Origin of the sequence: Brevundimonas sp. P7753 (assembly GCF_013386595.1) — a bacterium.
GTDB classification, from domain to species: Bacteria; Pseudomonadota; Alphaproteobacteria; order Caulobacterales; family Caulobacteraceae; genus Brevundimonas; species Brevundimonas bullata.
In genome coordinates, this window is the sequence record NZ_JACARP010000045.1 from 12,228 (window position 1) to 34,100 (window position 21,873).

Genomic DNA, 21,873 nt, shown 5'->3' on the forward strand with positions numbered 1-21,873 from the left:
CGGGCGGCCGCTTTTCGTTCCTTCTCCTCCCCGAACCCACAGGACTTCGAGCATGAGCGCCGCCCAAAAGATCCTTCAAGAGATCAAGGACAAGGACGTCCAGTACGTCGACGTCCGCTTCACCGACACCCGTGGTCGCCTGCAGCACGTCACCTTCGACATCGACCTGGTCGACGAAGAGTTCCTGGAAGAAGGCACCATGTTCGACGGCTCGTCGATCGCGGGCTGGAAGGCCATCAACGAAAGCGACATGCTGCTGAAGCCGGATCTGGAGCGGGCCTATATCGACCCCTTCTACCAGCAGACCACCCTGTTCCTCTTCTGCGACGTCGTCAGCCCCGACACGGGCGAGCCCTACAACCGCGACAGCCGCTCGATGGCCAAGAAGGCCCTGGCCTATGTCCAGTCCTCGGGCGTGGGCGACGTGGTCTATTTCGGCCCGGAAGCCGAGTTCTTCATCTTCGACGACGTGCGCTGGAACACCGCGCCGCACAACACCGGCTACAGCTTCGACTCGACCGAACTGCCGGCCAACACCGGCGCCGAATACGCCGAGGGCAACCTGGGCCACCGTCCGGGTCACAAGGGCGGCTACTTCCCGGTCAACCCGGTCGACTCCGCCCAGGACCTGCGCGGCGAAATGCTGGCCGTGATGAAGGACCTCGGCATGCAGCCCGAGAAGCATCACCACGAAGTCGCCCCGGCGCAGCACGAACTAGGCCTGAAGTTCAGCGACCTGCTGACCATGGCTGACCGCCTGCAGCTCTACAAATACGTGATCCACAACGTGGCCGCGGCCTACGGCAAGTCGGCGACCTTCATGGCCAAGCCGATGTTCGCCGACAATGGCTCGGGCATGCATGTCCACATGTCGATCTGGAAGGACGGCAAGCCCCAGTTCGCCGGCGACAAGTACGCCGGCCTGTCGCAGGAATGTCTGTGGTACATCGGCGGCGTCATCAAGCACGCCAAGGCCATCAACGCCTTCGCCAACTCGACCACCAACTCCTACAAGCGCCTGGTGCCCGGCTACGAAGCCCCGGTGAAGCTGGCGTATTCGGCCAGCAACCGTTCGGCCTCGATCCGCATCCCGCACGTCTCGTCGCCCAAGGCCAAGCGTCTGGAAGCTCGCTTCCCCGACCCGATGGGCAACCCCTACCTGACGTTCGTCGCCCTGCTGATGGCCGGTCTGGACGGGATCGAGAACCGCATTGATCCGGGCGCGCCCGCCGACAAGAACCTCTACGACCTGCCGCCGGAAGAGCGCGGCTCGATCCCCGAAGTCGCCGGTTCGCTGAAGGAAGCCCTCGACGCCCTCGACGCCGACCGCGCCTTCCTCAAGAAGGGCGGCGTCATGGATGACGACTTCATCGACAGCTACATCGCGCTGAAGTCGGAAGAAGTCGCCCGTCTGCAACTGCACCCGCACCCGGTCGAGTTCGACATGTACTACAGCTGCTGATCCTCGGATCGGCCTGACGATCAAGGCGCCGGGCGGCAACGTCCGGCGCCTTTTTCGTGGGCTGAGCCCGCCAATGGAGGGAAGCTTCCGAAAGCCGCGTATAGGGAATGCAGGGCAGGCGAAGGCGAGCGATGACGCACGATATCGACAGGCTGATCGGAACCGCACGGATCGAGAATTCCCGGCTGGGAAATCTGGAGGCCGACGTCTGGCGCCGCATCGAACAGCAGCAGTCCGAGCGGCGGCTGGGTCAGGTGCGTCTCGCGGCGCTGGCCATGGCCCTGGTCGTCGGCGCGGCCAACGGGGGCCTGTTCGCCCTCACCCGCCCCGCCCCGCCGTCCGAGATTCAGGTGTTCAGCCTGGCCAGCGCCTCCTCGCCCCTGTTCCGGCTGGAGGCGGGCCAATGATCGCCGGCTGGAAATCCATCGCCCTGACCGCCCTTCTGGCCGCCCTGGTCAGCGGCGCAGGCGTCTGGCTCGGGGCCGGATGGGTGTCGCAGCAACGCGCCGCGCCCAGCCTGCACGACATCATCCACAACGACCTAGACCTGACCCCCGAACAGGCCGCCCGCCTCAAGGTCATCGAAGACCGCTTCGCCACGACCCGCCCCGCTCTCGAAGAAGACGTCCGCGCCGCCAACCGCGAACTGGCCGCCGCCATCGCCGCGAATCAAGGCGACAGCCCCCAGGTCCAGGCCGCCGTGGATCATTTCCATGACGCCATGGGCGCGCTGCAAAAGGCGACCATCGCCCACGTCTTCGAGATGCGGGCCGTCCTGACGTCCGAACAGACCCGCGTCTTTGATCGCGGCATCTCCGACGCCCTGCTGCAAGAAACCCGATAGGTCCGAGGGTGGAAGACGAGGCTTCCCTGCCGTCGCGCGCAGCGCGCGGCGACCGCGCAGCCTTCACCGTGCTGATGGAGGCCACCAAGGGCGACCTGCATCGCTTCGTCCGCCGCTATGTGGGCGAAGACGACGACGCCTATGATCTGGTTCAGGAAACCTATGTCGCGGCCTGGCTGGCCATTCGCCGCTATGACCCCGCGCGGCCCTTCCCGGTCTGGCTCAGGGCCATCGCCATCAACAAGTGTCGCGACTGGAGCCGCAAGCGCGCCGTCAGACGCGCCGTGCGCGGCGTCATGGGCCTGGATGCACCCGAGGCCCTGGCTGTCGGCGAGGACGCCCCCGCCGCCGAAACTCAACTGGACGACCGTCGGCGCATGGCGTTGCTGGATCGCGCCCTGGCGGCGCTGCCCGACGCGCTGAAGACGCCCTTGCTGCTGGCCACGCTGGAGGGCCGCTCGCACGCCGAGGTCGCCCGCCTGATCGGTGCGACGCCCAAGGCGGTCGAGACCCGTATCGCCCGGGCGCGCCGGGCGCTGGCGGCGGCGCTAGACCGCTCGCCCTAGCCTCTCGTCCTAGACGAGGCGGCTCTGCACCACGGCGGCGCCGATGAAGCTGGCGAACAGCGGATGCGGCGCGAACGGACGGCTCTTCAGTTCCGGGTGGTACTGGACGCCGATGAACCAAGGGTGGTCCGCACGCTCCACCGTTTCCGGCAGGACCCCGTCAGGCGACAGGCCGGCGAAGATCAGTCCCGACTTCTGCTCGATCGCGTCGCGATAGTTGATGTTCACCTCATAGCGGTGACGGTGACGCTCGCTGATCTCGGTCGCACCGTAGATCTCGGCGATCTTGGAGCCCGCGATCAGCGTCGAATCATAGGCGCCCAGACGCATGGTCCCGCCCAGATCGCCGCCCTGCTCTCGCTTGACCCGCTCATTCCCCTGGGTCCACTCAGTCATCAGACCGACGACGGGTTCTTCGGCTGGGCCGAACTCGGTCGAAGTCGCCTTGGGGAAGCCCGCCAGGTTCCGCGCCGCCTCGATCACCGCCATCTGCATGCCGAAGCAGATGCCGAAGTAAGGAATCTTGCGCTCACGCGCGAAGCGCGCCGCCTCGATCTTGCCCTCGGCCCCACGCTCGCCGAAACCGCCGGGCACCAGCACCGCATGGGCGCCTTGCAGGCGCTCCTGGCAGGCCTCGGGATCACCCGCAAAGGTGTCGGCCTCGACCCAGTCGATGTTGACCTTGACGTTGTTGGCCACGCCGCCGTGATGCAGCGCCTCGATCAGGGACTTATAGGCGTCCTTGAGCACGGTGTACTTGCCGACCACGGCGATGGTGACTTCGCCGTCCGGATGCAGCCGACGACGCACGATTTCTTCCCAACTGGTCAGGTCCGGCTGGGGCGCATCCGTAATGCCGAAGTGGGCCAGGACTTCGCTGTCCAGCCCTTCGTTATGATAGTCCAGCGGCACGGCGTAGATGTCGGCGGAGTCCATCGCCTGGATCACGCCGCTTTCGCGCACGTTGCAGAACTGGCCGATCTTGCGCTTTTCCTCAGCCGGGATCGGCTGTTCGCAGCGGCACAGCAGGATGTCGGGCTGGATGCCGATGGAGCGCAGTTCCTTCACCGAGTGCTGCGTCGGCTTGGTCTTCATCTCGCCGGCCGTCTTGATGAAGGGCAGCAGGGTCAGGTGGACAAAGCAGGACTGGCCGCGCGGCAGGTCCTGCCCCAGCTGGCGGATCGCCTCGAAGAAGGGCAGGCCCTCGATGTCGCCGACGGTGCCGCCGATCTCGACCAGGACGAAATCCACGTCCTCGCCGTCGTCGGTCTTGGCCGGGCTGAGGCAGAACTGCTTGATCTGGTCGGTGACGTGCGGAATGACCTGGACGGTCGCGCCCAGATAGTCGCCGCGACGCTCCTTCTCCAGGATGGTCGAATAGATACGCCCGGTCGTGACGTTGTCGGACTTGGCCGCCGACACGCCCGTGAAGCGCTCATAGTGGCCCAGATCGAGGTCGGTCTCGGCGCCGTCGTCGGTCACGAAGACCTCGCCGTGCTGATAGGGGCTCATCGTTCCCGGATCGACGTTCAGATAGGGGTCCAGCTTGCGCAGGCGGACCTTGTAACCTCGTGCCTGCAAAAGAGCGCCGAGAGCGGCGGAGGCGAGGCCTTTTCCTAGCGAGGAAACCACGCCGCCGGTGATGAACACATAGCGAGCCATGGGCGGACACCTTACTCCATGATTCGCGGCGGGAGCATGGCCCGACGCAAAACAACTGTTGAACATAATAAGAAAGCGCGCCCTGCGGCGCGCTTTCGGGGATTTCGAGGCTGTCGGCGGTTTATGGCGCCGGAGCGGGAGCCGGGGTCGGCGCCGAACCGGAAGCGGCCGGAAGGCTGGCTTCCAGATCGTCCAGCGACGGCGCGACCGGAGCGGCCGGCGTCGGGGCCGCTTGTTCAGCGGGCGCCGTTTGCTGGTCGGAACCGATGGCGAGGGCGCCCACGGCGTCGGCATCGATGACCGAACGCGAGCCGCGTGCGAAGTTGCCCGCGATCGTCAGGCTGATGGCGCACACGAAGAACAGCACGGCCAGGATCGAGGTCGCCCGCGTCAGCAGGTTGCCCGCGCCCCGTGCGGTCATGAAGCCCGAAGGTCCGCCGCCCATGCCCAGGGCGCCGCCCTCAGAACGTTGCAGCAGGATCACGGCCGTCAAGGCGACCGAGATCAGGATCATGGCGACGAGCAAGATGGTCTGGAGCATGGTGTCAATCATGTGGGCGCGCAGATGCGCCGATCAAGCGGCGGCGTCTAACACCGATGCGGGACCGGGGCAAACGCCGAACGAAATGTGGCGCGAAATCCTCGCCTAGGCGGCGCGAATAATGCCCAGGAAATCCTCGGCCTTCAGCGAGGCGCCGCCCACCAGAGCGCCGCCCACCTCGGCCACCGCCAGGATTTCCGCCGCGTTCGACGGCTTGACCGAGCCGCCATAGAGGATCGGCGCAACGCGTCCGCCCTCGCCCAGCCTGGCCACCATGGCGGCGCGCACGGCGGCGTGGACTTCCTCGATCTGTTCCAGCGTCGGCGTCAGGCCCGTGCCAATGGCCCAGACCGGCTCATAGGCGACGGCGAAGGCCTTGCCCGACAGCAACGACGGCAGCGAACCCGCCACCTGACGGCTGACGACCTCGACCGCCTGCCCGGCCTCACGCTCGGCCAGGGTCTCGCCGATGCAGATGATCGGCTCCAGACCGGCGACCAGCGCCGCCTCGACCTTGGCGGCGACATCGGCGTCGCTCTCGCCGAATCCGGCGCGACGTTCCGAGTGGCCGAGAATCACCAGCTTGGCGCCGGCGTCCGCCAGCATGGCCGCGGACACCGATCCGGTGAAGGCGCCGGACGCTTCGGCGTGGCAGTCCTGCCCTCCCAGTTCCACCGGCCCGTCGACCAGGATGCGCGCCATCCTTTCAGTCAGCGTCGCCGGCGGGCACAGGGCCACGCGGCAGGCAGCAGCCTGTTCCTGCAAGGCTTTTACCAGAGCTTCAGCCTCGCCCAGGCTCGCGCCCAGACCGTTCATTTTCCAATTGCCGGCGACCAGCTTCACAGATTGTTTCATGGGGCCTGTTTAGGTCCCGTTGTCGCGGAAGCCAAGATGTTGGGGTGCGTCCGCTTGCGGCGCCCTAGGGACTGCCCGTATAGGCGAGCGTGGCGCCCCTTTGACGCCGGCCCTCGTCAGGTTCTTTCTCGATGATCACGCTGTTCCGCAACTTCTCCAAGTCGAAATGGGCTGCGGGCCTGTTCGCCTTGATCATCCTCAGTTTCCTGATCGTGGGCGCCCAGTCCGACGTCTTCTCGAGCTTCGGCCCGAAACACGTCATCGACGCCGGCGACCGCAGCATCGGCGCCCCGCAGTTCCGCGCTGACTTCGAGCGCGTCCGCAACAACCTGCAGGAGCAGGCCGGTCGCCCCGTGTCCTTCGAGGACATGGTCAAGGAGAACATCCACACCCAGTACCTGGAGAGCCAGACCCAACGCATGGGCTTCCTCGCCTGGGCCTGGAACGCCGGCATCCGTCCCGGCAAGGAACTGGTGCTGAAGGAAATCCGTCAGATCCCGGCCTTCTTCAACCAGGTCTCCGGCCAGTTCGATCAGGACCGTTACGAGCAGGCTCTGGCCGCTCAGGGTCTGACCTCGGAAATGCTGGAACAGGACCTGCGCGACCAGTACGTCGCCAGCCAGTTCGGCGCCGCCGTCTTCGCTGGCGCCCGCGTGCCGCGCATCTACGGCGCCCTGCTCGCGGGTCAGGCTCTGGAAACGCGCGATGGCCGCTGGTTTGACGTGACCCAGGCCATGGCCGGCACGACGCCGGCCCCGACCGACGCCCAGCTGACCGCCTTCATCAATGAGAACGCCGCCCAGTTGCGTCGTCCCGAATTCCGCATGATCTCGATCGCGCTGTTCAACCCCGGCCCCAACAGCCAGGCGACACCGATCACCGAAGAGCGCATCCGTGAGCGTTTCGAGTTCCGCAAGGCCGCCCTGTCGAACGCCGAGAAGCGCTCCTTCGTGACGCTGACCGTTCCGACCAAGGCCGCCGCTGACCGCATCGCCGCTGAACTGCGCGCCGGTAAATCCCCGACTGAAGTCGCCGCCGCCAACAAGATCGAAGCCGCTGCCTATAACGACACGCCGCAAAGCGCCCTGGGCGACCCGGCTGTCGGTGCGGCGGTCTTCGCCCTGCCCGCCAATCAGGTTTCCAACCCGATCCAGAGCCGCGTCGGCTTTACCGTCGCCAAGGTCACAAGCGTCACCGCCGGCGCCCCCGCCACGCTGGAAAGCGTCCGCAGCGCCCTGATCGAGGAACTGCGCGCCGAAGACGTCAAGGGCGCGACCTATGCCAAGGTCGAGCAGTACGAAAAGGCCCGTCAGGAAGGCAAGAACCTGGCTGACGCCGCCCAGGCCGTCGGCGCCCGCATTGTCCAGCTACCGCCCTTCACCGCCGATGGCCGCCTGCCTGACGGTCAGCCGCTGAACGCGCCGCGTCAGATTTTCGAGTCCGCCTACGCCCTGTCCAAGGGCGGCGAGAGCGACATCATCGACGCCGGTGAAGGTCAGTATTTCGCCGTGCGCGTCGACGACATCCGCCCGTCGTCGCTGCCGACCCTGGACGAGGTCCGCGCCCCTCTGACCCAGCAATGGACGATGCGTGAAAACGCTCGCCGCCTGTCGGCCAAGGCCGAGGAACTGGCGGGTCGCGTCCGCGCCGGCGAGGACATCGCCAAGGTCGCCGCCTCGGTCAACGCCCCGCTGGTGACCCGCGCCGGCGTCCAGCAGAGCCGTGAAACCCAGGCTCAGCTCGGCGAAGGCGTCCTGCGCGGCCTGTTCGGTCAGGGCAAGGATCAGGTCTTCACCGGCCAGGCCCAGAACGGCTTCATTGTGGGCCGCGTCGACGCCATCCACGGCGCCAGCCCGGCCTTGGCCGCGCCCCTGGTCGAGCAGGTTCGCCCGCGCCTGACCCAGGAACTGGCCAACGCCATGGTTGAGACCAGCTTCAACGCCGCCGCCGCCCGCGTGAAGGCCAAGAACGACCCGGCCGCCGCCATCGCCGCCCTGGGCATCGAAGCCCCCGCAGCCGCTCCGGCGGCTCCGGCCGTCCCCGCGCCCGCCAAGAAATGAGCCAAGGCGCCGGACAGGAAGTTGAACGCGCCGCGTTTGTCTCGGGCCTGAAATCAGGCCGCCCCCAGGTCGTCGTGCGTCGCCTGATCGACGACCTGGAGACGCCCGTCTCGGCCTTCCTCAAGGTCGGGCACGGACGGCCCTACGCCAGCCTGCTGGAGTCGGTTGAAGGCGGGGCGGTCAACGGTCGCTATTCGATCGTCACCCTGGCGCCCGACGTGGTCTGGCGCTGCCGCGACGGCAAGGCCGAGATGGCGCGCGGCGAGGCCGTCCTGTCCGACCGATTCACAGCGGAAGACCGGCCCGCGCTCGAATCCCTCCGCGCCCTGATCGCCGCCACGAAGTTCGACCTTCCTGATGACCTACCGCCCATGGCCGCCGGCCTGTTCGGGGTCTTCGGCTACGACATGGTGCGGCTGCTGGAGCCGCTGGGCCCCGCGAATCCCGACCCGCTGAACCTGCCCGACGCCGTCATGGCGCGCCCGTCGCTGGTCGCCATCTTCGATTCGGTGAAGCATGAGATCGTCCTGATCGCCGCCGCCTATCCCGACAGCGCAGCCGACCCCGACACGGCCTTCTCGGCCGCCGTCGCGCGCCTGGACGACTTCGAAGACCGTCTGCGCAGCCCTTTGCCGATCCAGCGGGAGGCCGAGCCCCTGCCCGCGCCCGACTTCCATTCGCCGGTCGACGCCAAGGGCTTCGACGCCATGGTCGCCAAGGCCAAGGACTACATCACGGCGGGCGACATCTTCCAGGTCGTCCTCAGCCACCGCTTCTCTGCGCCGTGGAGCCAGGACCCCTTCGCCTTCTATCGCTCGCTGCGTCGGGGCAATCCGTCGCCCTATCTCTTCTTCCTCGACTACGTCGATTTCCAGCTGGCCGGGTCCAGCCCCGAAATCCTGGTCCGGCTGAAGGACGGTCGCGTCACTATCCGCCCCTTGGCCGGCACCCGCCCGCGCGGCGCCACGCCCGAGGCAGACAGGGCGCTTGAAGCCGAGCTTCTGGCCGACCCGAAGGAACGCGCCGAACACCTGATGCTGCTCGACCTTGGCCGCAACGACGTGGGTCGTGTCTCGGCCCCCGGCACCGTCGAAGTGACCGAGAGCTTCATGGTCGAGCGCTACAGTCAGGTCATGCACATCGTCTCCAACGTGCACGGCGCCGCTGATCCCAAGCTGGACGCGGTTGACACGCTTCTGGCCGCCCTGCCCGCCGGCACCCTGTCCGGCGCGCCCAAGGTCCGGGCCATGGGCATCATCGACGAACTGGAAGCCGAAAAGCGCGGCGTCGGCTACGGCGGCGGCGTGGGCTATATCTCGGCTAATGGCGAGGCGGACATCTGCATCGTCCTGCGCACCGCCATGTTCGCCCAGAATCAGATCTTCGTTCAGGCCGGCGCCGGCGTCGTGGCCGACAGCGATCCTGCGGCCGAATACGCCGAAACCCTGGCCAAGGCCCGCGCCCCGATGAAGGCGGCCGAGGACGCGTGGCGATTCAACGCGACGACTCGCGGCCAGGGCGCCGACGGCAAGATCTAAGGATTGGAAACCGTGGAACCCTGGTCGAACGACACGCCGGGGCCCACGACCATGGTCCCCGCCAGCATCACCGCCGCCGTCGCGGCGAAGGCGGCCGCCGCCAGCAGGCGCAGCGGCTTGGGTTGCTCTGTGGCCGGCTCATCGAGCAGGGCCTGGGCGTCGCGGATGGCTTCTAAGCGGGTCAAGACGGATTTCTTCCGATGGCGATGCTCCTGTATCGCGCGGACTGCTTAACGTCCGCTTTCCTCCCGCCTTCGCTTGGCGCGTCGTCCCTCCCACCTTAAGAACCTCGTCATGATCCTCGTCGTCGATAACTACGACAGCTTTACCTACAACCTCGTTCACTACCTCGCGGAGCTGGGCGCCCAGACGCATGTCGTCCGCAACGACGACCTGACGGTGGAAGAAGCCTGGGCCTTGAAGCCTGAAGCCGTGCTGCTGTCCCCCGGCCCCTGCGCCCCGGATCAGGCCGGCATCTGCCTGCCCCTGATCACGACCGCGCCGCAGGACATGCCGATCTTCGGCGTCTGCCTGGGCCACCAGGCCATCGGTCAGGCCTTTGGCGGCGAGGTGATCCGCGCCAAGACCCTGATGCACGGCAAGACCTCGCCGATCGAGCATGAGGGCCGCAGCCTGTTCAAGGGCCTGCCCTCGCCCTTCACCGCCACCCGCTATCACTCCCTGGCCGTGCGTCGCGAAACCCTGCCGGATGAGCTGGAAGTCACCGCCTGGACCGCCGACGGCGAGATCATGGGCCTGGCCCACCGCACCCGGCCGATCCACGGGGTCCAGTTCCACCCGGAATCCATCGCCACCGAGCATGGCCATGACATGATCGCCAACTTCCTCGATCTGGCGGGCGTCAAGCGTCTGGCGATGGTCTGAGGCCATGGATGGTTTCAAGCCTTTGCTGGCCAAGCTGGTGGACGGGCGCGTCCTGACGCCGGATGAGGCCCACGCCTTCTTCTCCGCCTGCCTGCGCGGCGAACCGACCCCGTCCCAGGTCGCCGCCGCCGTCACCGCCCTGCGTATCCGTGGCGAGACGGTGGACGAGATCGTGGCCTTCGCCACCGCCATGCGCGACGCCGCCCTGTCGCTGGATCATCCGTTCGACGAGGTGATCGACACCTGCGGCACCGGCGGCGACGGCCAGCACACCTATAATGTCTCGACCGCCGCCGCCTTCGTCCTGGCGGGCGCCGGCTTGAAGGTCGCCAAGCACGGCAACCGCGCCATCAGCTCCAAGTCCGGCTCGTCGGACGTGCTGGCCGCGCTCGGCGTCAACCTCGACGCCACCATACCGCAACAGGCCCGCGCCCTGGATCAGGCCGGCATCGCCTTCCTGTTCGCCCCCACCTATCACGGGGCCATGCGTCACGTCGGCCCGGTCCGCGCCGAGATTGGTTTCCGTACGGTTTTCAATCTCCTGGGGCCGCTTTGTAATCCAGCCCATGCGAACCGTCAGGTCATGGGCGTCTATGACCCCGCCCTGCTGGAGCCTCTGGCCGAGGTGCTGGGCCGTCTCGGCGCCCGGCGTGCCTGGACCGTCCATGGTCAGGGTCTGGACGAACTGACCACCACAGGCCCGACCGAGGTGGCCGAGTGGAAGGACGGCGCCGTGCGCCGCTTCACTGTTTCGCCCGCCGACGCCGGACTGCCGCTGGCGACGCTGGACGACCTGCGCGGCGGCGACGCCGAATATAATGCAGCGGCGCTGAAGGCTCTGCTGGCCGGCGCGCCCGGCCCCTATCGCGATATCGTCGTGCTGAACGCCGCCGCCGCCCTGGTCGTGGCCGACCGCGCCGCCGACCTGCGTGAAGGCGCCCAACTGGCCGCCGCCATCATCGACGACGGCCGCGCCGCCGCCGCGCTCGACACCCTGGTGCGCGTCACCAACACCCCCATCGACCCTGAGGCCGCATGACCGACGTTCTGGCGAAGATCGCCGCCTACAAGCGCGAAGACGTGGCCGCCCGCAAGCTTGAAACCTCTCAGGACGCCATCGAGAGGCTCGCCGCCCAGGCCTCGGCCCCGCGCGGCTTCCGCGCCGCCCTGGAACGCGTCGCCGAGGAAACGGGCCGCCCTGCCCTGATCGCCGAGATCAAAAAGGCCAGCCCGTCCAAGGGCCTGATCCGCGCCGACTTCGACCCGCCCGCGCTGGCCAAAGCCTATGAGCGCGGCGGCGCCACCTGCCTGTCCGTCCTGACCGATGGCCCCAGCTTCCAGGGCGACGACGCCTTCCTGGCCGCCGCGCGCGACGCAGTCTCCCTGCCCTGCCTGCGCAAGGACTTCCTGGTCGATCCCTGGCAGGTGGCGGAAAGCCGCGCCCTGGGCGCCGACTGCATCCTCATCATCCTCGCCATGGTGGATGACGCCCTGGCCGCCGACCTGCTGGCCGAGGCGGAGCGTCTTGGCATGGACGCCCTGATCGAGACCCACGATGAGGCCGAGATGGCCCGCGCCTGCAAGCTGGGCGGCGATCTGGTCGGGGTCAACAACCGCAGCCTTCGCACCTTCGAGGTCGACCTCGACGCCACCGAGCGCCTGTCCATGCTCAGCCCGGTCAAGGCTCTGCTGGTGGCCGAAAGCGGCATCTTCACGCCCGACGACGTCCAGCGCGTCGCCGACGCCCACGCCCAGGCCATCCTCGTCGGCGAAAGCTTGATGCGTCAGGACGACGTAGAAGCGGCGACGAAGGCCCTGCTGTCATTGGGCTAATGTCGGATATCGGCTGAGCGGTAAATGTCCCTAAGCGGCCCTAGCTGGATCTCGATTGATCTAGGCTAGTGACAAAAGACCACACGTCGCGAAGGGCCTGATCCAGAGCTTCTCGAACGAAGATGGTTTGAACTTCGCACCGCCACGTCGAAGGGGATGGCTCAGAAAAGACAATGCCGGTTCCGCTGATCTCCACCACAAGGATGGTGTATCCGCTCATGTTAATCGCCCCATCCTGACCGCGATCCAACTCCGCCTTCGCACCGATCAGATCGCTAAGAAGGCCGACCACATCGGTGGGGTAGTAGCCGAACGCTTGGTCGCAGACATGATACGTCATGTGGTATTCAAGCCCCCCGGTGATCTCGTAAATACGAGACCAGTCTGGCTGCTCCGGCGGTGAAGTTTCGCCCCCGCTAGGAAGCTCAGGCTCGAACGATACGGTGAAGGTGGTCATTCGCAGAGGATGATCTGGATATCATCGGTTTTCTACCCTTGCGCAGCATCCTGAAGGACTGCTCAGCAGCAAAACCTTCCGACGCCGAAATCGCTTCGCCAATAGGATTGTGCGGCAGAGCTCGCTGAATGGGCCGAGTTGACATTCAGCAAGAACACTTACAGAACATCGACAACGGTTCACGCCTTGTTCTGGAAGCCTTGCGCCCATGCTCACCAAGAAGCAGCACGAACTCCTGATGTTCATCCACGAACGGATTCAGGAAACGGGCGTCTCGCCCTCCTTCGACGAAATGAAGGAGGCGCTGGATCTGGCGTCCAAGTCGGGCATCCACCGCCTGATCACGGCGCTGGAGGAGCGCGGCTTCATCCGCCGTCTGGCGCACCGCGCCCGCGCGCTGGAAGTGACCAAGCTGCCGGAACAGGCCACGGCGGGCGCGCCGCGCGGCCACGCGGGCTTCAAGCCCGGCGTGATCGAGGGCGGCGGTCGTCCCAAGGCGGCTGAACCCGCCAACGACACCCGCGAACTGTCCATGATGGGCAAGATCGCGGCGGGCACCCCCATCGACGCCATCGAGCACGAAACCGCCCGCTACCCGGTGCCGGAAGCCATGCTGGGCGCCGGCGAGCACTATCTGCTCGAGATCGAGGGCGACTCGATGATCGAGGCCGGCATCCTCAACGGCGACATGGTCATCATCAAATCGACCGCCGACGCCTCGTCCGGCGAGATCGTGGTGGCCCTGGTCGAAGGCGAACAGGCCACGCTGAAACGCCTGCGCAAGAAGGGCGCCTCAATCGCTCTGGAGCCCGCCAACCGCAACTACGAGACCAAGATCTACGGTTCGGATCAGGTCGCGGTTCAGGGCAAGCTGGTCGGCCTTATCCGCCGCTATCACTGAAGTCGGGATCGGCCTGACGCGTCCAGGGCCTGCGCCCTCGCACGTCAGCCGCCCACACCGCCTTCCACCCCGTCCCTTCGCGCCACAGCTCGACCGAGCCGCCGCGCCCATAGTCCACGCCGTCCAGCACCAACCGCCCTGCACATGACGTCGGCAGCGAGGCCAGCTCGGCCCGGCTGCTGACGACCGCCGCCGAGCGACACAGACCATCCAGCTGTTCCGCCGTCGGCGCCTTCTTGCCCCACCAAAGGGCGACCGGCCCCGCCTCGTCCATTTCCGGCGCGCAGAACGACCGCTTACACGTCCAGCCCTTCTCGGGCCTCGGCGTCAGTTCCAGCCCGCGCCGCCGCGACCACAGGTCCGCCGCGAACTGCCGCACGCCGGGGCGCACGACGACCGCCGCCCCCGCCTGATGAAAGGCCGCATTGGTCCCCCCATCGCCGATCCACAGATCCGGCGCCGCCGGACGCGGCCAGATCAGCACCGCCGCCGCCAGCGGCAGGCCCAGCCACCTCAACCGCCCCCGCCACAGACAGATGAACAGGATGCCGAGGAAGGCCACAGGCAGAGCCGCCGCCGGGGCGCTCGCCACCGTCTGCACCGCGCCCGGCAGACCCGCGGTCCAGTGGCCGATGGCCAGCATCATCTCCACCCCCTTGCCCGCCAGCCACAAGAAGGGCGCGCCCAGCCCCAGGGGCTCCAACGCCGCCCCCAGCGCCAGAGCCGGCATCAGGATGAAATCCGCAATCGGCGCCGTCCCCAGATTGGCGATCAAGCCATAGACCGCCGTCCGGTTGAAATGCTGCATGGCGAACGGTCCCGTCGCCATGCCCGCCACCAGGCTGGCGGTGCAGGCCACCAGTAGCCAGCTTCCCAGCCGCTGCGCCGCCACGATGGGCCAGGGCGCCGAAATCTCCTTGATCCGTCGCGGCCAGACTTCGACCAGCGCCACCAAGGCCGCCGTCGCCGCGAACGACATCTGGAACCCCGGCGTGACGATGGCCTCGGGCTGCAGCAACAGCACCGCGAAGGCCGCCACCGCCAGGGCGTGCATAGTCACCGCCTGCCGATCCAGCAGGATGGCGACAAAGGCGATGGAGGCCGTGATCGCCGACCGTTCCGCCGGCGGCGGCGCGCCCGACACCACCAGATAGGTCCCAACCGCGATCAGCCCCGCGACCGCCGCCACCTTCTTTCCTGACACCCGCAGCGCGAGCCACGGCCAGGCCGCCACGCCCAGCCGCACGGCGAAGAAGACGAAGCCGCCGACGATGGCCATGTGCAGGCCCGAGATCGACAGGATGTGGGCCAGCCCGGAATCGCGCATGGCGTCCAGATCCTCGCGCCCGATCCAGGTCTCGTGTCCCGTGGTCATGGCGGCGGCGATCCCGCCCGTCCGCTCGCCCAGCCGCGCCACGATCCTCTGCGCCAGGGCATAGCGGGCCGCATTGATCTTCATCGCCATCCGCACCCGCCAGGGCGGCTCGGGCAGGACCGTTGGCCGCGTCTGCCCCAAGGCGAACAGCGTCCCGCCCATCCCCTGGAAATAGGCGTTGCGGCCGAAATCATAGGCCCCCGGACTGGCCGGCGACGGCGGCGGGTTCAGAATGCCAAAGAGCCGCACCGCCGTCCCCGGCGCCGGCGGCTCGCCGCGCACCGTGGCTCGCAAGCGCACTGGCGTCGCCTCGGGCGCCAGCCCCCTGATCCTCACAGGGGCCAGGACGATTCGCGCGCCGCGCTCGCCCGGACTGTCGACGTCCATGACCCAGGCCTCGACCACGGTCGGCTCAGCCAAGGCCGGCGCAATCGGCCCGTTGACCGCCTCGGTCCTCAGCTTGGCGACCGCCGCCCCGCCGCACAGACAGGCCAGCATCAGCAGAATCAAGGTCCAGCGCCTCGCCAGCCCAAACCCCCGCGCCGTCAGCCAGGCCCCGGCGCTCAGCACCGCCGCCACGATCAACGGCCAGAGCGCCGGTTCGCTCTTCAAGGCGAAATAGGCCGCGCAGCCGCCGCCGAAGAAGACCGGCGCCCACAACCGCCATCGATCCGTCTGCGCCGCGACTTCATCGCGCACAGCGTCAAGAACCCTTAAGGCAAGGCTTCGCTTTGGCGCGCGCGGGCGTATAAGGGCCTCCGCAACGGACCCCTTGTTTATGACCTCCCCCTCCTCGACTGTCGTCACCCGCTTCGCCCCCTCGCCCACAGGCTACCTGCATATCGGCGGGGCGAGAACCGCGTTATTCAACTGGCTGTACGCCAAGAGCCGGGGCGGGAAATTCCTGATCCGCGTCGAGGACACGGACCGCGAGCGTTCGACCGACGACGCCGTGAAGGCCATCTTCGACGGCCTGTCCTGGCTGGAGCTGTTCGGCGATGAAGAGCCCGTCTTCCAGTTCGCCCGCGCCGACCGCCACCACGAGGTCGCCGAGCAGTTGCTGGCCTCTGGCCACGCCTACCGAGACTTCCTGACCGCCGAGGAAACCGGGGCCCTGCGCGATCAGGCCAAGGCCTCTGGCAAGGACTTCGTTTCGCCCTGGCGTGACCGCGAGCCCGGCGTCGACGACCTGGCCAAGCCGCACACCATCCGCTTCCGCCGCCCGCTGGATCAGGCGGTCCTGGTCGAGGACGCGGTTCAGGGCGCGGTCCGCTGGGACTCAGGCTCACTGGACGATCTGGTCATCCTGCGCTCGGACGGCGCCCCCACCTACAACCTGGCCGTGGTGGTGGACGATCACGACATGGGCGTGACCCACGTCATTCGCGGCGACGACCACCTGAACAACGCCGCCCGCCAGAGCCTGATCTACGACGCGCTCGGCTGGACCCGGCCGACCTTCGCCCACATCCCGCTGATCCACGGCCCCGACGGCGCCAAGCTGTCCAAGCGTCACGGCGCCCAGGCGGTGCATGAATACGCCGAGATGGGCTATCTGCCCGAGGCCATGCGCAACTATCTGGCGCGTCTGGGCTGGGCGCACGGCGACCATGAGCTGTTCAGCGACGAGCAGGCCATTGAGTGGTTCGACCTGCCCGGCATCGGAAAGGCGCCCGCTCGCCTCGACTTCGACAAGCTGGCCCACGTCAACGCCCACTGGATCAGACTGGCCGAGGACGACCGTCTGGCCAAGCTGACGCTGGACGCGCACCTGGCCAAGGGGCGCGCCTTGCAACCCGACGACGAAGCCCGCCTGCTGCGCGCCATGCCCTTCGTCAAGGATCGCGCCAAGACCATCCTCGAACTGGCGGCTCAGACTGACTTCGTGCTGAAGGCCCGCCCCCTTGTCCTGGACGAAAAAACCCAGGCTCTGCTGACCGGCGAGGGTGGCGAGAGAATTTCACGACTCCGTGAACGTCTCCGTCTTTTCCAGAGCTGGGACGTTTTCGCCCTCGAAGCCGAGCTTAAGGCCTTTGCTGAGGAAGAAGGCGTAGGCTTCGGAAAAATAGGGCCTTCCATGCGCGGCGCGTTGACCGGCGGATCAGTGTCGCCCGACATTGCGCGAATTCTGGCGGCATTGGGGCGAGATGAAGCGCTCGGACGCTTGGATGATGCGCTGCAACAGACTAAGTGATCACCCATAACCATGCAGGCTGGACGCCTCCCCGCGCCCGGCCGGAAGAAAAATAAGGGGCCTAGATGACTGAACAAGCGAAACCCGCCGGTACGGCGACCTTCACCTACGGCGACAAGAACGTCGAACTTCCCGTCCTCGCGGGCTCCACCGGACCGGACGTCATCGACATCCGCAAGCTGTACGGCGCGACCGGCGCCTTCACCTTTGACCCCGGCTTCACCTCGACGGCCGCCTGCGAAAGCGCCCTGACCTTCATCGACGGCGACGAAGGCGTTTTGCTGCACCGCGGCTATCCGATCGACCAACTGGCCTCGCAATCGAACTTCATCGAAGTCTGCCATCTGCTGCTGCACGGCGAACTGCCGACCGCAGCGCAATACGAGAAGTTCGAAAACAGCATCACCATGCACACCATGTTGCATGCCCAGTTTGATCGCTTCTTCGAAGGCTTCCGCCGCGACGCCCACCCCATGTCGATCATGGTCGGCACCGTCGGCGCCCTGTCGGCCTTCTATCACGACAGCCTGGACATCCATGATCCGGTGCAGCGCGACATCTCGGCCATCCGACTGATCGCCAAGATGCCGACGATCGCGGCGCGCGCCTACAAATACCACATCGGCCAGCCCTTCATCTCGCCGCGCAACGACCTGTCGTACGCCGAGAACTTCCTGCGTATGTGCTTCGCCGTCCCGGCTGAGGACTATGTGGTCGATCCGGCCCTGGTCCGCGCCATGGACCGCATCTTCACCCTGCACGCCGACCACGAGCAGAACGCCTCGACTTCGACCGTCCGCCTGGCCGGCTCGTCGGGCGCCAACCCGTTCGCCTGTATCGCCGCCGGCATCGCCTGCCTGTGGGGCCCCTCGCACGGCGGCGCCAACGAAGAAGCGCTGAACATGCTCAAGGAAATCGGCACGCCGGACCGCATTCCTGAGTTCATTCAGGGCGTTAAGGACAAGAAGTACAAGCTGATGGGCTTCGGCCACCGCGTGTACAAGAACTACGATCCGCGCGCCAAGGTCATGCAGCAGTCGGCCTATGAAGTGCTGGCCGCCACGGGCCGCGAGAACGACCCGCTGTTCCAGGTCGCCAAGGAACTGGAGCGCGTCGCCCTGTCGGACGAGTATTTCACCTCGCGCAAGCTGTTCCCGAACGTCGACTTCTACTCGGGCATCACCCTGTCGGCGATGGGCTTCCCGACCACCATGTTCACCGTCCTGTTCGCCCTGGCCCGCACCGTGGGCTGGATCTCGCAGTGGCAGGAAATGATGGCCGATCCCTCGCAGAAGATCGGTCGCCCGCGTCAGCTCTACACCGGCCCGACGCAACGCGACTACGTGCCGATCGAACAACGCGGCTGAGGCCGTGTCGGGTCGAGGAGACTTCGTCTCCTGACCACGGCCGATCAGAATGGCCGCGTCGGGTCGAAAAGGCGGAGCCTTTTGACCGCGTCCCAACAAGAATGAAGAACGCCGGGGTCATGCCCCGGCGTTTTTCTTTGCCTACTTCCTCGGAAACACCCGGATCGTGATCCGCTCGCGCTCCCCCTCAAAGCGCTCGACCAGCAACCGCGCCACCTGGCTATCGTCGTGGAACAGATAGCCCTTGATGGCGTCCAGCAAGGCCTTGGCCAGATTGTCCAGGTCCATCCAGGGCGCGTCCCCGACGTGCTCCATCCCGATCTCGACGACGTAGTCGCCCCAAGCTGGGCGCGACGTCCATTCCTTGCGGAAGAACTCATAGGCCAGCGGCTTGTAGTATTTGGCCTGGGTGGTCAGGCCGTCGATGGTGATTTCGACTGTGTCGCCGACCTCGCGCCCGCGCACCTTTCCCGTGCCGATCCAGCCTTCTGTCACGATCCGCAGGACTCCGGCGCAGCGCCCAGCAAGCGTGCGGACTGGATCATGACAGGCGGCGTCAGTTGCTCCTGATCGTCGGCAGGCGACATCTGGATCAGACGCGCGACGTCAAGCCCCTCGACCAACCGCCCGAAGGCCGCGAAGCCCTGACCATCCGGGTTCCGTCCGCCGCCATAGTCCAGGCTAGGCGTGTCCTGGGTCACGATGAAGAAGCTGGAGGTAGCCGTGTCGGGACCGTCGCGCGCCATGGAAATCGTGCCTGAGACGTGGCTCATTCCTGTCCGCTCCAGCTTGATAGGCGAACGCGAACGATCATCCGATCCGCGTGGCGTCGCCGCCTGTATGACGTCGATGGGATTGGGGTTCTGATTGGTTGCGCTGACAACGGTGCGGAAGAAGCTGCCGCCATCATAATCGCCATCCGCCACATAGCTCAGGAAGTTGCAGACCGTCAGCGGCGCGCGTTCCGGCGCCAGTTCCACGACCATGCGACCGGCGTCGGTTTGCAGGACCACGCGCGGTTTCTCGGCCTCCTGCGCGCTCGCCGCGCTGGCGGAGAAAGCGACGAACGTCGCCAAGACCATCATTGCACGCATCACCCGTCCTCCACCTTGTCCCATGGCTCTGTCGTGCTACACCCCCCGGCATCCTCCCGCCACGTCTGATGAGAAGCGCAGAGCCATGAGCAACGCCAAAGCCGGCATCCGTATCGAAACCGACACCTTCGGCCCCATCGAAGTCGCCTCGGACCGCTACTGGGGCGCGCAGGCCCAGCGTTCGCTCGGCAACTTCAAGATCGGCTGGGAAAAGATGCCTCTGCCGGTTGTCCGCGCCCTGGGCATCGTCAAGCGCGCCGCCGCCGAGACCAACCGCGATCTGGGCAAGCTGGACGCCAAGCTGGCCGACGCCATCATCGCCGCCGCCAATGAAGTGATCGAAGGCAAGCTGAACGACCACTTCCCGCTGGTCGTCTGGCAGACGGGTTCGGGCACCCAGTCGAACATGAACGCCAACGAGGTCATCTCGAACCGCGCCATCGAGATGCTGGGCGGAGAGATGGGCTCCAAGAAGCCGGTCCACCCCAACGACCACGTCAACATGAGCCAGTCGTCGAACGACACCTATCCTACGGCCATGCACGTCGCCTGCGCAGAGCAGGTGGTCAACGACCTGCTGCCCGCGCTGAAGCACCTCCACGCCGCCCTGGACGCCAAGTCCAAGGCCTGGGCCCACATCATCAAGATCGGCCGCACCCACACCCAGGACGCCACGCCCCTGACCCTGGGCCAGGAGTTCGGCGGCTACGCCCAGCAGGTCGCCAACGGCATCGAGCGCATCGAGCAGACCCTGCCCAAGCTGATGGAACTGGCCCAGGGCGGCACCGCTGTCGGCACCGGCCTGAACGCGCCCGTCGGCTTTGCTGAAAAGGTCGCCGAGCAGATCGCCGCCATCACCGGCCTGCCCTTCACCACGGCGCCGAACAAGTTCGAAGCCCTGGCCGCCCACGACGCCATGGTCTTCAGCCACGGCGCGATCAACACGGTCGCCGCTTCGCTGTTCAAGATCGCCAACGACATCCGCTTCCTGGGCTCCGGCCCGCGTTCGGGCCTAGGCGAGCTGGCCCTGCCGGAAAACGAGCCCGGCTCCTCGATCATGCCGGGCAAGGTCAACCCGACCCAGTGCGAAGCCCTGACCCAGGTCTGCGCCCAGGTCTTCGGCAACAACGCCGCCCTGTCGTTCGCCGGCTCGCAAGGCCACTTCGAGCTGAACGTCTATAACCCGGTCATGGCCTACAACTTCCTGCAGTCGGTCCGCCTGGTCGCCGACGCGGCCATCAGCTTCACCGACAACTGCGTCGTCGGCATCGAGGCCCGCGAAGACAACATCGAGCGCGGCCTCAACAACTCGCTGATGCTGGTCACGGCCCTGAACGGCAAGCTCGGCTACGACACCTGCGCCAAGATCGCCAAGACCGCGCACAAGAACGGCACCACCCTGCGTCAGGAAACCGTCGGCGGCGGCTACCTGACCGACGCCGAGTTCGACGAAGCCGTCCGCCCCGAGAAGATGATCTCGCCGGGCTGACAACCATGAGCAGACGCCATGTCCTCATCGCAACTGTCGCCGCCATCGGTTTGAGCGGTTGCGTTGAGGCATGGCAGAAGCCGAAAAGCAGCGAAAGTGGATGGCCGGTGCTGCTCGACACTTGCGACTATGATGCGATCGCTGCGACGGCCATCAAGGAGCGATATCCTTGGTTTTCGCCTCCTGGAAAGCTTGCTTCCGCACAATACCAAGACGTCATGATAGCCTTCTACCCGCCGACAGACGTGATGCCGGGCGGCACCGCTCACGCCACCATCGGCGTCCGCGACTGTAGGGTCAAAGAGGTGTGGATCACGCAGTAGCGGCAGCTACCTGCCCCGGATCGTCCGCCCCACCGGCGCCAGAGACAGCTTGGCCAGCTCGACGTTCTTCAACGCGAATGGGATGCCGATCAGGCTGACGAACTGCGCCCCGGCGATCAGGATATGGGCCAGGGCGATGTACCAGCCCGCCAGCACCAGCCAGATCACGTTCAGCCCGACGCCCAGACATCCGACGCCCAGATCGGCGGGGTTGGGATCACGCCAGACAATCTCGCGCCCGAACGGCCAGAAGGAATAGCTGGCGATCCGCCAGGCCGAAAACGCCCACGGCAGCCCTACCACTGTCAACGCCAGCAACAACCCGCCCAACAGCCAGGCCAGGCCCGAAACAAAGCCGCCCAGGAAGAACCACAGCAGGTTCAGGAACAGTCGGATCAAGGTCGTCTCTCCACGCGCGGAACACCGC

Annotated in this window: 23 protein-coding genes; 14 read left to right on the plus strand and 9 right to left on the minus strand. The window is 66.6% G+C overall.

Annotation, left to right across the window (positions count from 1 at the left end):
• Positions 1-52 precede the first annotated feature (52 nt).
• From glnA to HX774_RS09950, 4 genes are all read left to right on the plus strand, one after another.
• On the plus strand, positions 53-1,462 hold the full coding sequence (glnA, locus tag HX774_RS09935; protein ID WP_114817033.1) for a type I glutamate--ammonia ligase: 1,410 nt from the start codon (positions 53-55) through the stop codon (positions 1,460-1,462).
• Positions 1,463-1,593: 131 nt separating this feature from the next.
• Positions 1,594-1,869: a hypothetical protein gene (locus tag HX774_RS09940; RefSeq protein WP_178826447.1), complete on the plus strand. Its 276-nt coding sequence runs from the start codon at positions 1,594-1,596 to the stop codon at positions 1,867-1,869.
• Complete coding sequence (locus HX774_RS09945) at positions 1,866-2,306, plus strand: Spy/CpxP family protein refolding chaperone (RefSeq protein WP_178826449.1); 441 nt, start codon at positions 1,866-1,868, stop codon at positions 2,304-2,306. The genes HX774_RS09940 and HX774_RS09945 overlap by 4 nt, the downstream gene beginning before the upstream one ends.
• A gap of 8 nt (positions 2,307-2,314) precedes the next feature.
• Positions 2,315-2,872: an RNA polymerase sigma factor gene (locus HX774_RS09950; protein ID WP_178826451.1), complete on the plus strand. Its 558-nt coding sequence runs from the start codon at positions 2,315-2,317 to the stop codon at positions 2,870-2,872.
• 9 nt (positions 2,873-2,881) lie between these two features.
• Here HX774_RS09950 and HX774_RS09955 read toward each other — a convergent pair whose 3' ends face one another.
• The 3 genes from HX774_RS09955 to tpiA form a co-directional block, all read right to left on the minus strand.
• Complete coding sequence (locus HX774_RS09955; RefSeq protein WP_178826453.1) at positions 2,882-4,534, minus strand: CTP synthase; 1,653 nt, start codon at positions 4,532-4,534, stop codon at positions 2,882-2,884.
• 121 nt (positions 4,535-4,655) lie between these two features.
• Positions 4,656-5,075 (minus strand): preprotein translocase subunit SecG, encoded by a 420-nt coding sequence (gene secG / locus HX774_RS09960; protein ID WP_370523470.1) that lies wholly within the window; start codon positions 5,073-5,075, stop codon positions 4,656-4,658.
• A 105-nt stretch (positions 5,076-5,180) separates the two neighbouring features.
• A complete protein-coding gene (gene tpiA, locus HX774_RS09965; RefSeq protein ID WP_178826455.1) occupies positions 5,181-5,930 on the minus strand; it encodes a triose-phosphate isomerase in 750 nt (249 codons plus the stop codon).
• Between the two features lie 131 nt (positions 5,931-6,061).
• Between tpiA and HX774_RS09970 the strand changes: the two genes are divergently transcribed.
• Positions 6,062-7,990 carry a peptidylprolyl isomerase gene (locus HX774_RS09970; RefSeq protein WP_178826457.1) on the plus strand — a complete coding sequence of 643 codons (1,929 nt, stop codon included), beginning with the start codon at positions 6,062-6,064 and terminating at the stop codon, positions 7,988-7,990.
• Positions 7,987-9,528, plus strand: a complete 1,542-nt coding sequence (trpE, locus tag HX774_RS09975; protein WP_178826459.1) for an anthranilate synthase component I — start codon at positions 7,987-7,989, stop codon at positions 9,526-9,528. The genes HX774_RS09970 and trpE overlap by 4 nt, the downstream gene beginning before the upstream one ends.
• Here the strand turns inward: trpE and HX774_RS09980 are convergent.
• Positions 9,525-9,713, minus strand: a complete 189-nt coding sequence (locus HX774_RS09980; protein ID WP_114817024.1) for a hypothetical protein — start codon at positions 9,711-9,713, stop codon at positions 9,525-9,527. The two genes, trpE and HX774_RS09980, sit on opposite strands and share 4 nt — an antisense overlap.
• Positions 9,714-9,822: 109 nt before the next feature.
• Between HX774_RS09980 and HX774_RS09985 the strand changes: the two genes are divergently transcribed.
• The 3 genes from HX774_RS09985 to trpC are packed head-to-tail and all read left to right on the plus strand — an operon-like array spanning position 9,823 to position 12,246.
• Positions 9,823-10,413 (plus strand): aminodeoxychorismate/anthranilate synthase component II, encoded by a 591-nt coding sequence (locus HX774_RS09985; RefSeq protein ID WP_178826461.1) that lies wholly within the window; start codon positions 9,823-9,825, stop codon positions 10,411-10,413.
• A gap of 4 nt (positions 10,414-10,417) precedes the next feature.
• Positions 10,418-11,452 (plus strand): anthranilate phosphoribosyltransferase, encoded by a 1,035-nt coding sequence (gene trpD, locus HX774_RS09990; protein ID WP_178826463.1) that lies wholly within the window; start codon positions 10,418-10,420, stop codon positions 11,450-11,452.
• The gene (gene trpC / locus HX774_RS09995; protein WP_178826465.1) at positions 11,449-12,246 is read left to right on the plus strand and encodes an indole-3-glycerol phosphate synthase TrpC; all 798 of its coding nucleotides are present in this window, start codon (positions 11,449-11,451) and stop codon (positions 12,244-12,246) included. The genes trpD and trpC overlap by 4 nt, the downstream gene beginning before the upstream one ends.
• 40 nt (positions 12,247-12,286) lie before the next feature.
• On the opposite strand, the gene HX774_RS10000 is transcribed toward trpC, so the two are convergent.
• The gene (locus HX774_RS10000) at positions 12,287-12,703 is read right to left on the minus strand and encodes a hypothetical protein (protein ID WP_178826467.1); all 417 of its coding nucleotides are present in this window, start codon (positions 12,701-12,703) and stop codon (positions 12,287-12,289) included.
• A gap of 208 nt (positions 12,704-12,911) precedes the next feature.
• Here HX774_RS10000 and lexA point away from each other — a divergent pair, with 208 nt between their 5' ends.
• Entirely contained in the window at positions 12,912-13,604 is a 693-nt protein-coding gene (gene lexA, locus HX774_RS10005; RefSeq protein WP_178826469.1) for a transcriptional repressor LexA, read from the plus strand.
• Here the strand turns inward: lexA and HX774_RS10010 are convergent.
• A complete protein-coding gene (locus tag HX774_RS10010) occupies positions 13,585-15,678 on the minus strand; it encodes a ComEC/Rec2 family competence protein (RefSeq protein WP_178826471.1) in 2,094 nt (697 codons plus the stop codon). The two genes, lexA and HX774_RS10010, sit on opposite strands and share 20 nt — an antisense overlap.
• Positions 15,679-15,757: 79 nt before the next feature.
• Here HX774_RS10010 and gltX point away from each other — a divergent pair, with 79 nt between their 5' ends.
• Together gltX and gltA are read left to right on the plus strand one after the other, a co-directional pair.
• Positions 15,758-17,173: a glutamate--tRNA ligase gene (gltX, locus tag HX774_RS10015; protein ID WP_178826473.1), complete on the plus strand. Its 1,416-nt coding sequence runs from the start codon at positions 15,758-15,760 to the stop codon at positions 17,171-17,173.
• 65 nt (positions 17,174-17,238) lie between these two features.
• Complete coding sequence (gene gltA / locus HX774_RS10020) at positions 17,239-18,540, plus strand: citrate synthase (protein WP_114817016.1); 1,302 nt, start codon at positions 17,239-17,241, stop codon at positions 18,538-18,540.
• 141 nt (positions 18,541-18,681) lie between these two features.
• Here gltA and HX774_RS10025 read toward each other — a convergent pair whose 3' ends face one another.
• Positions 18,682-19,035, minus strand: coding sequence for a RusA family crossover junction endodeoxyribonuclease (locus HX774_RS10025; RefSeq protein ID WP_178826475.1), 354 nt, complete (start codon positions 19,033-19,035; stop codon positions 18,682-18,684).
• On the minus strand, positions 19,032-19,634 hold the full coding sequence (locus HX774_RS10030; protein ID WP_218650364.1) for a peptidylprolyl isomerase: 603 nt from the start codon (positions 19,632-19,634) through the stop codon (positions 19,032-19,034). Before HX774_RS10030 ends, HX774_RS10025 begins: the two co-directional genes overlap by 4 nt.
• Positions 19,635-19,719: 85 nt before the next feature.
• Between HX774_RS10030 and fumC the strand changes: the two genes are divergently transcribed.
• Positions 19,720-21,123 carry a class II fumarate hydratase gene (fumC, locus tag HX774_RS10035; protein ID WP_178826478.1) on the plus strand — a complete coding sequence of 468 codons (1,404 nt, stop codon included), beginning with the start codon at positions 19,720-19,722 and terminating at the stop codon, positions 21,121-21,123.
• Positions 21,124-21,128: 5 nt separating this feature from the next.
• Complete coding sequence (locus HX774_RS10040) at positions 21,129-21,446, plus strand: hypothetical protein (protein ID WP_178826480.1); 318 nt, start codon at positions 21,129-21,131, stop codon at positions 21,444-21,446.
• A gap of 6 nt (positions 21,447-21,452) precedes the next feature.
• Here HX774_RS10040 and HX774_RS10045 read toward each other — a convergent pair whose 3' ends face one another.
• On the minus strand, positions 21,453-21,845 hold the full coding sequence (locus HX774_RS10045; protein ID WP_178826482.1) for a YccF domain-containing protein: 393 nt from the start codon (positions 21,843-21,845) through the stop codon (positions 21,453-21,455).
• Positions 21,846-21,873: the final 28 nt, after the last annotated feature.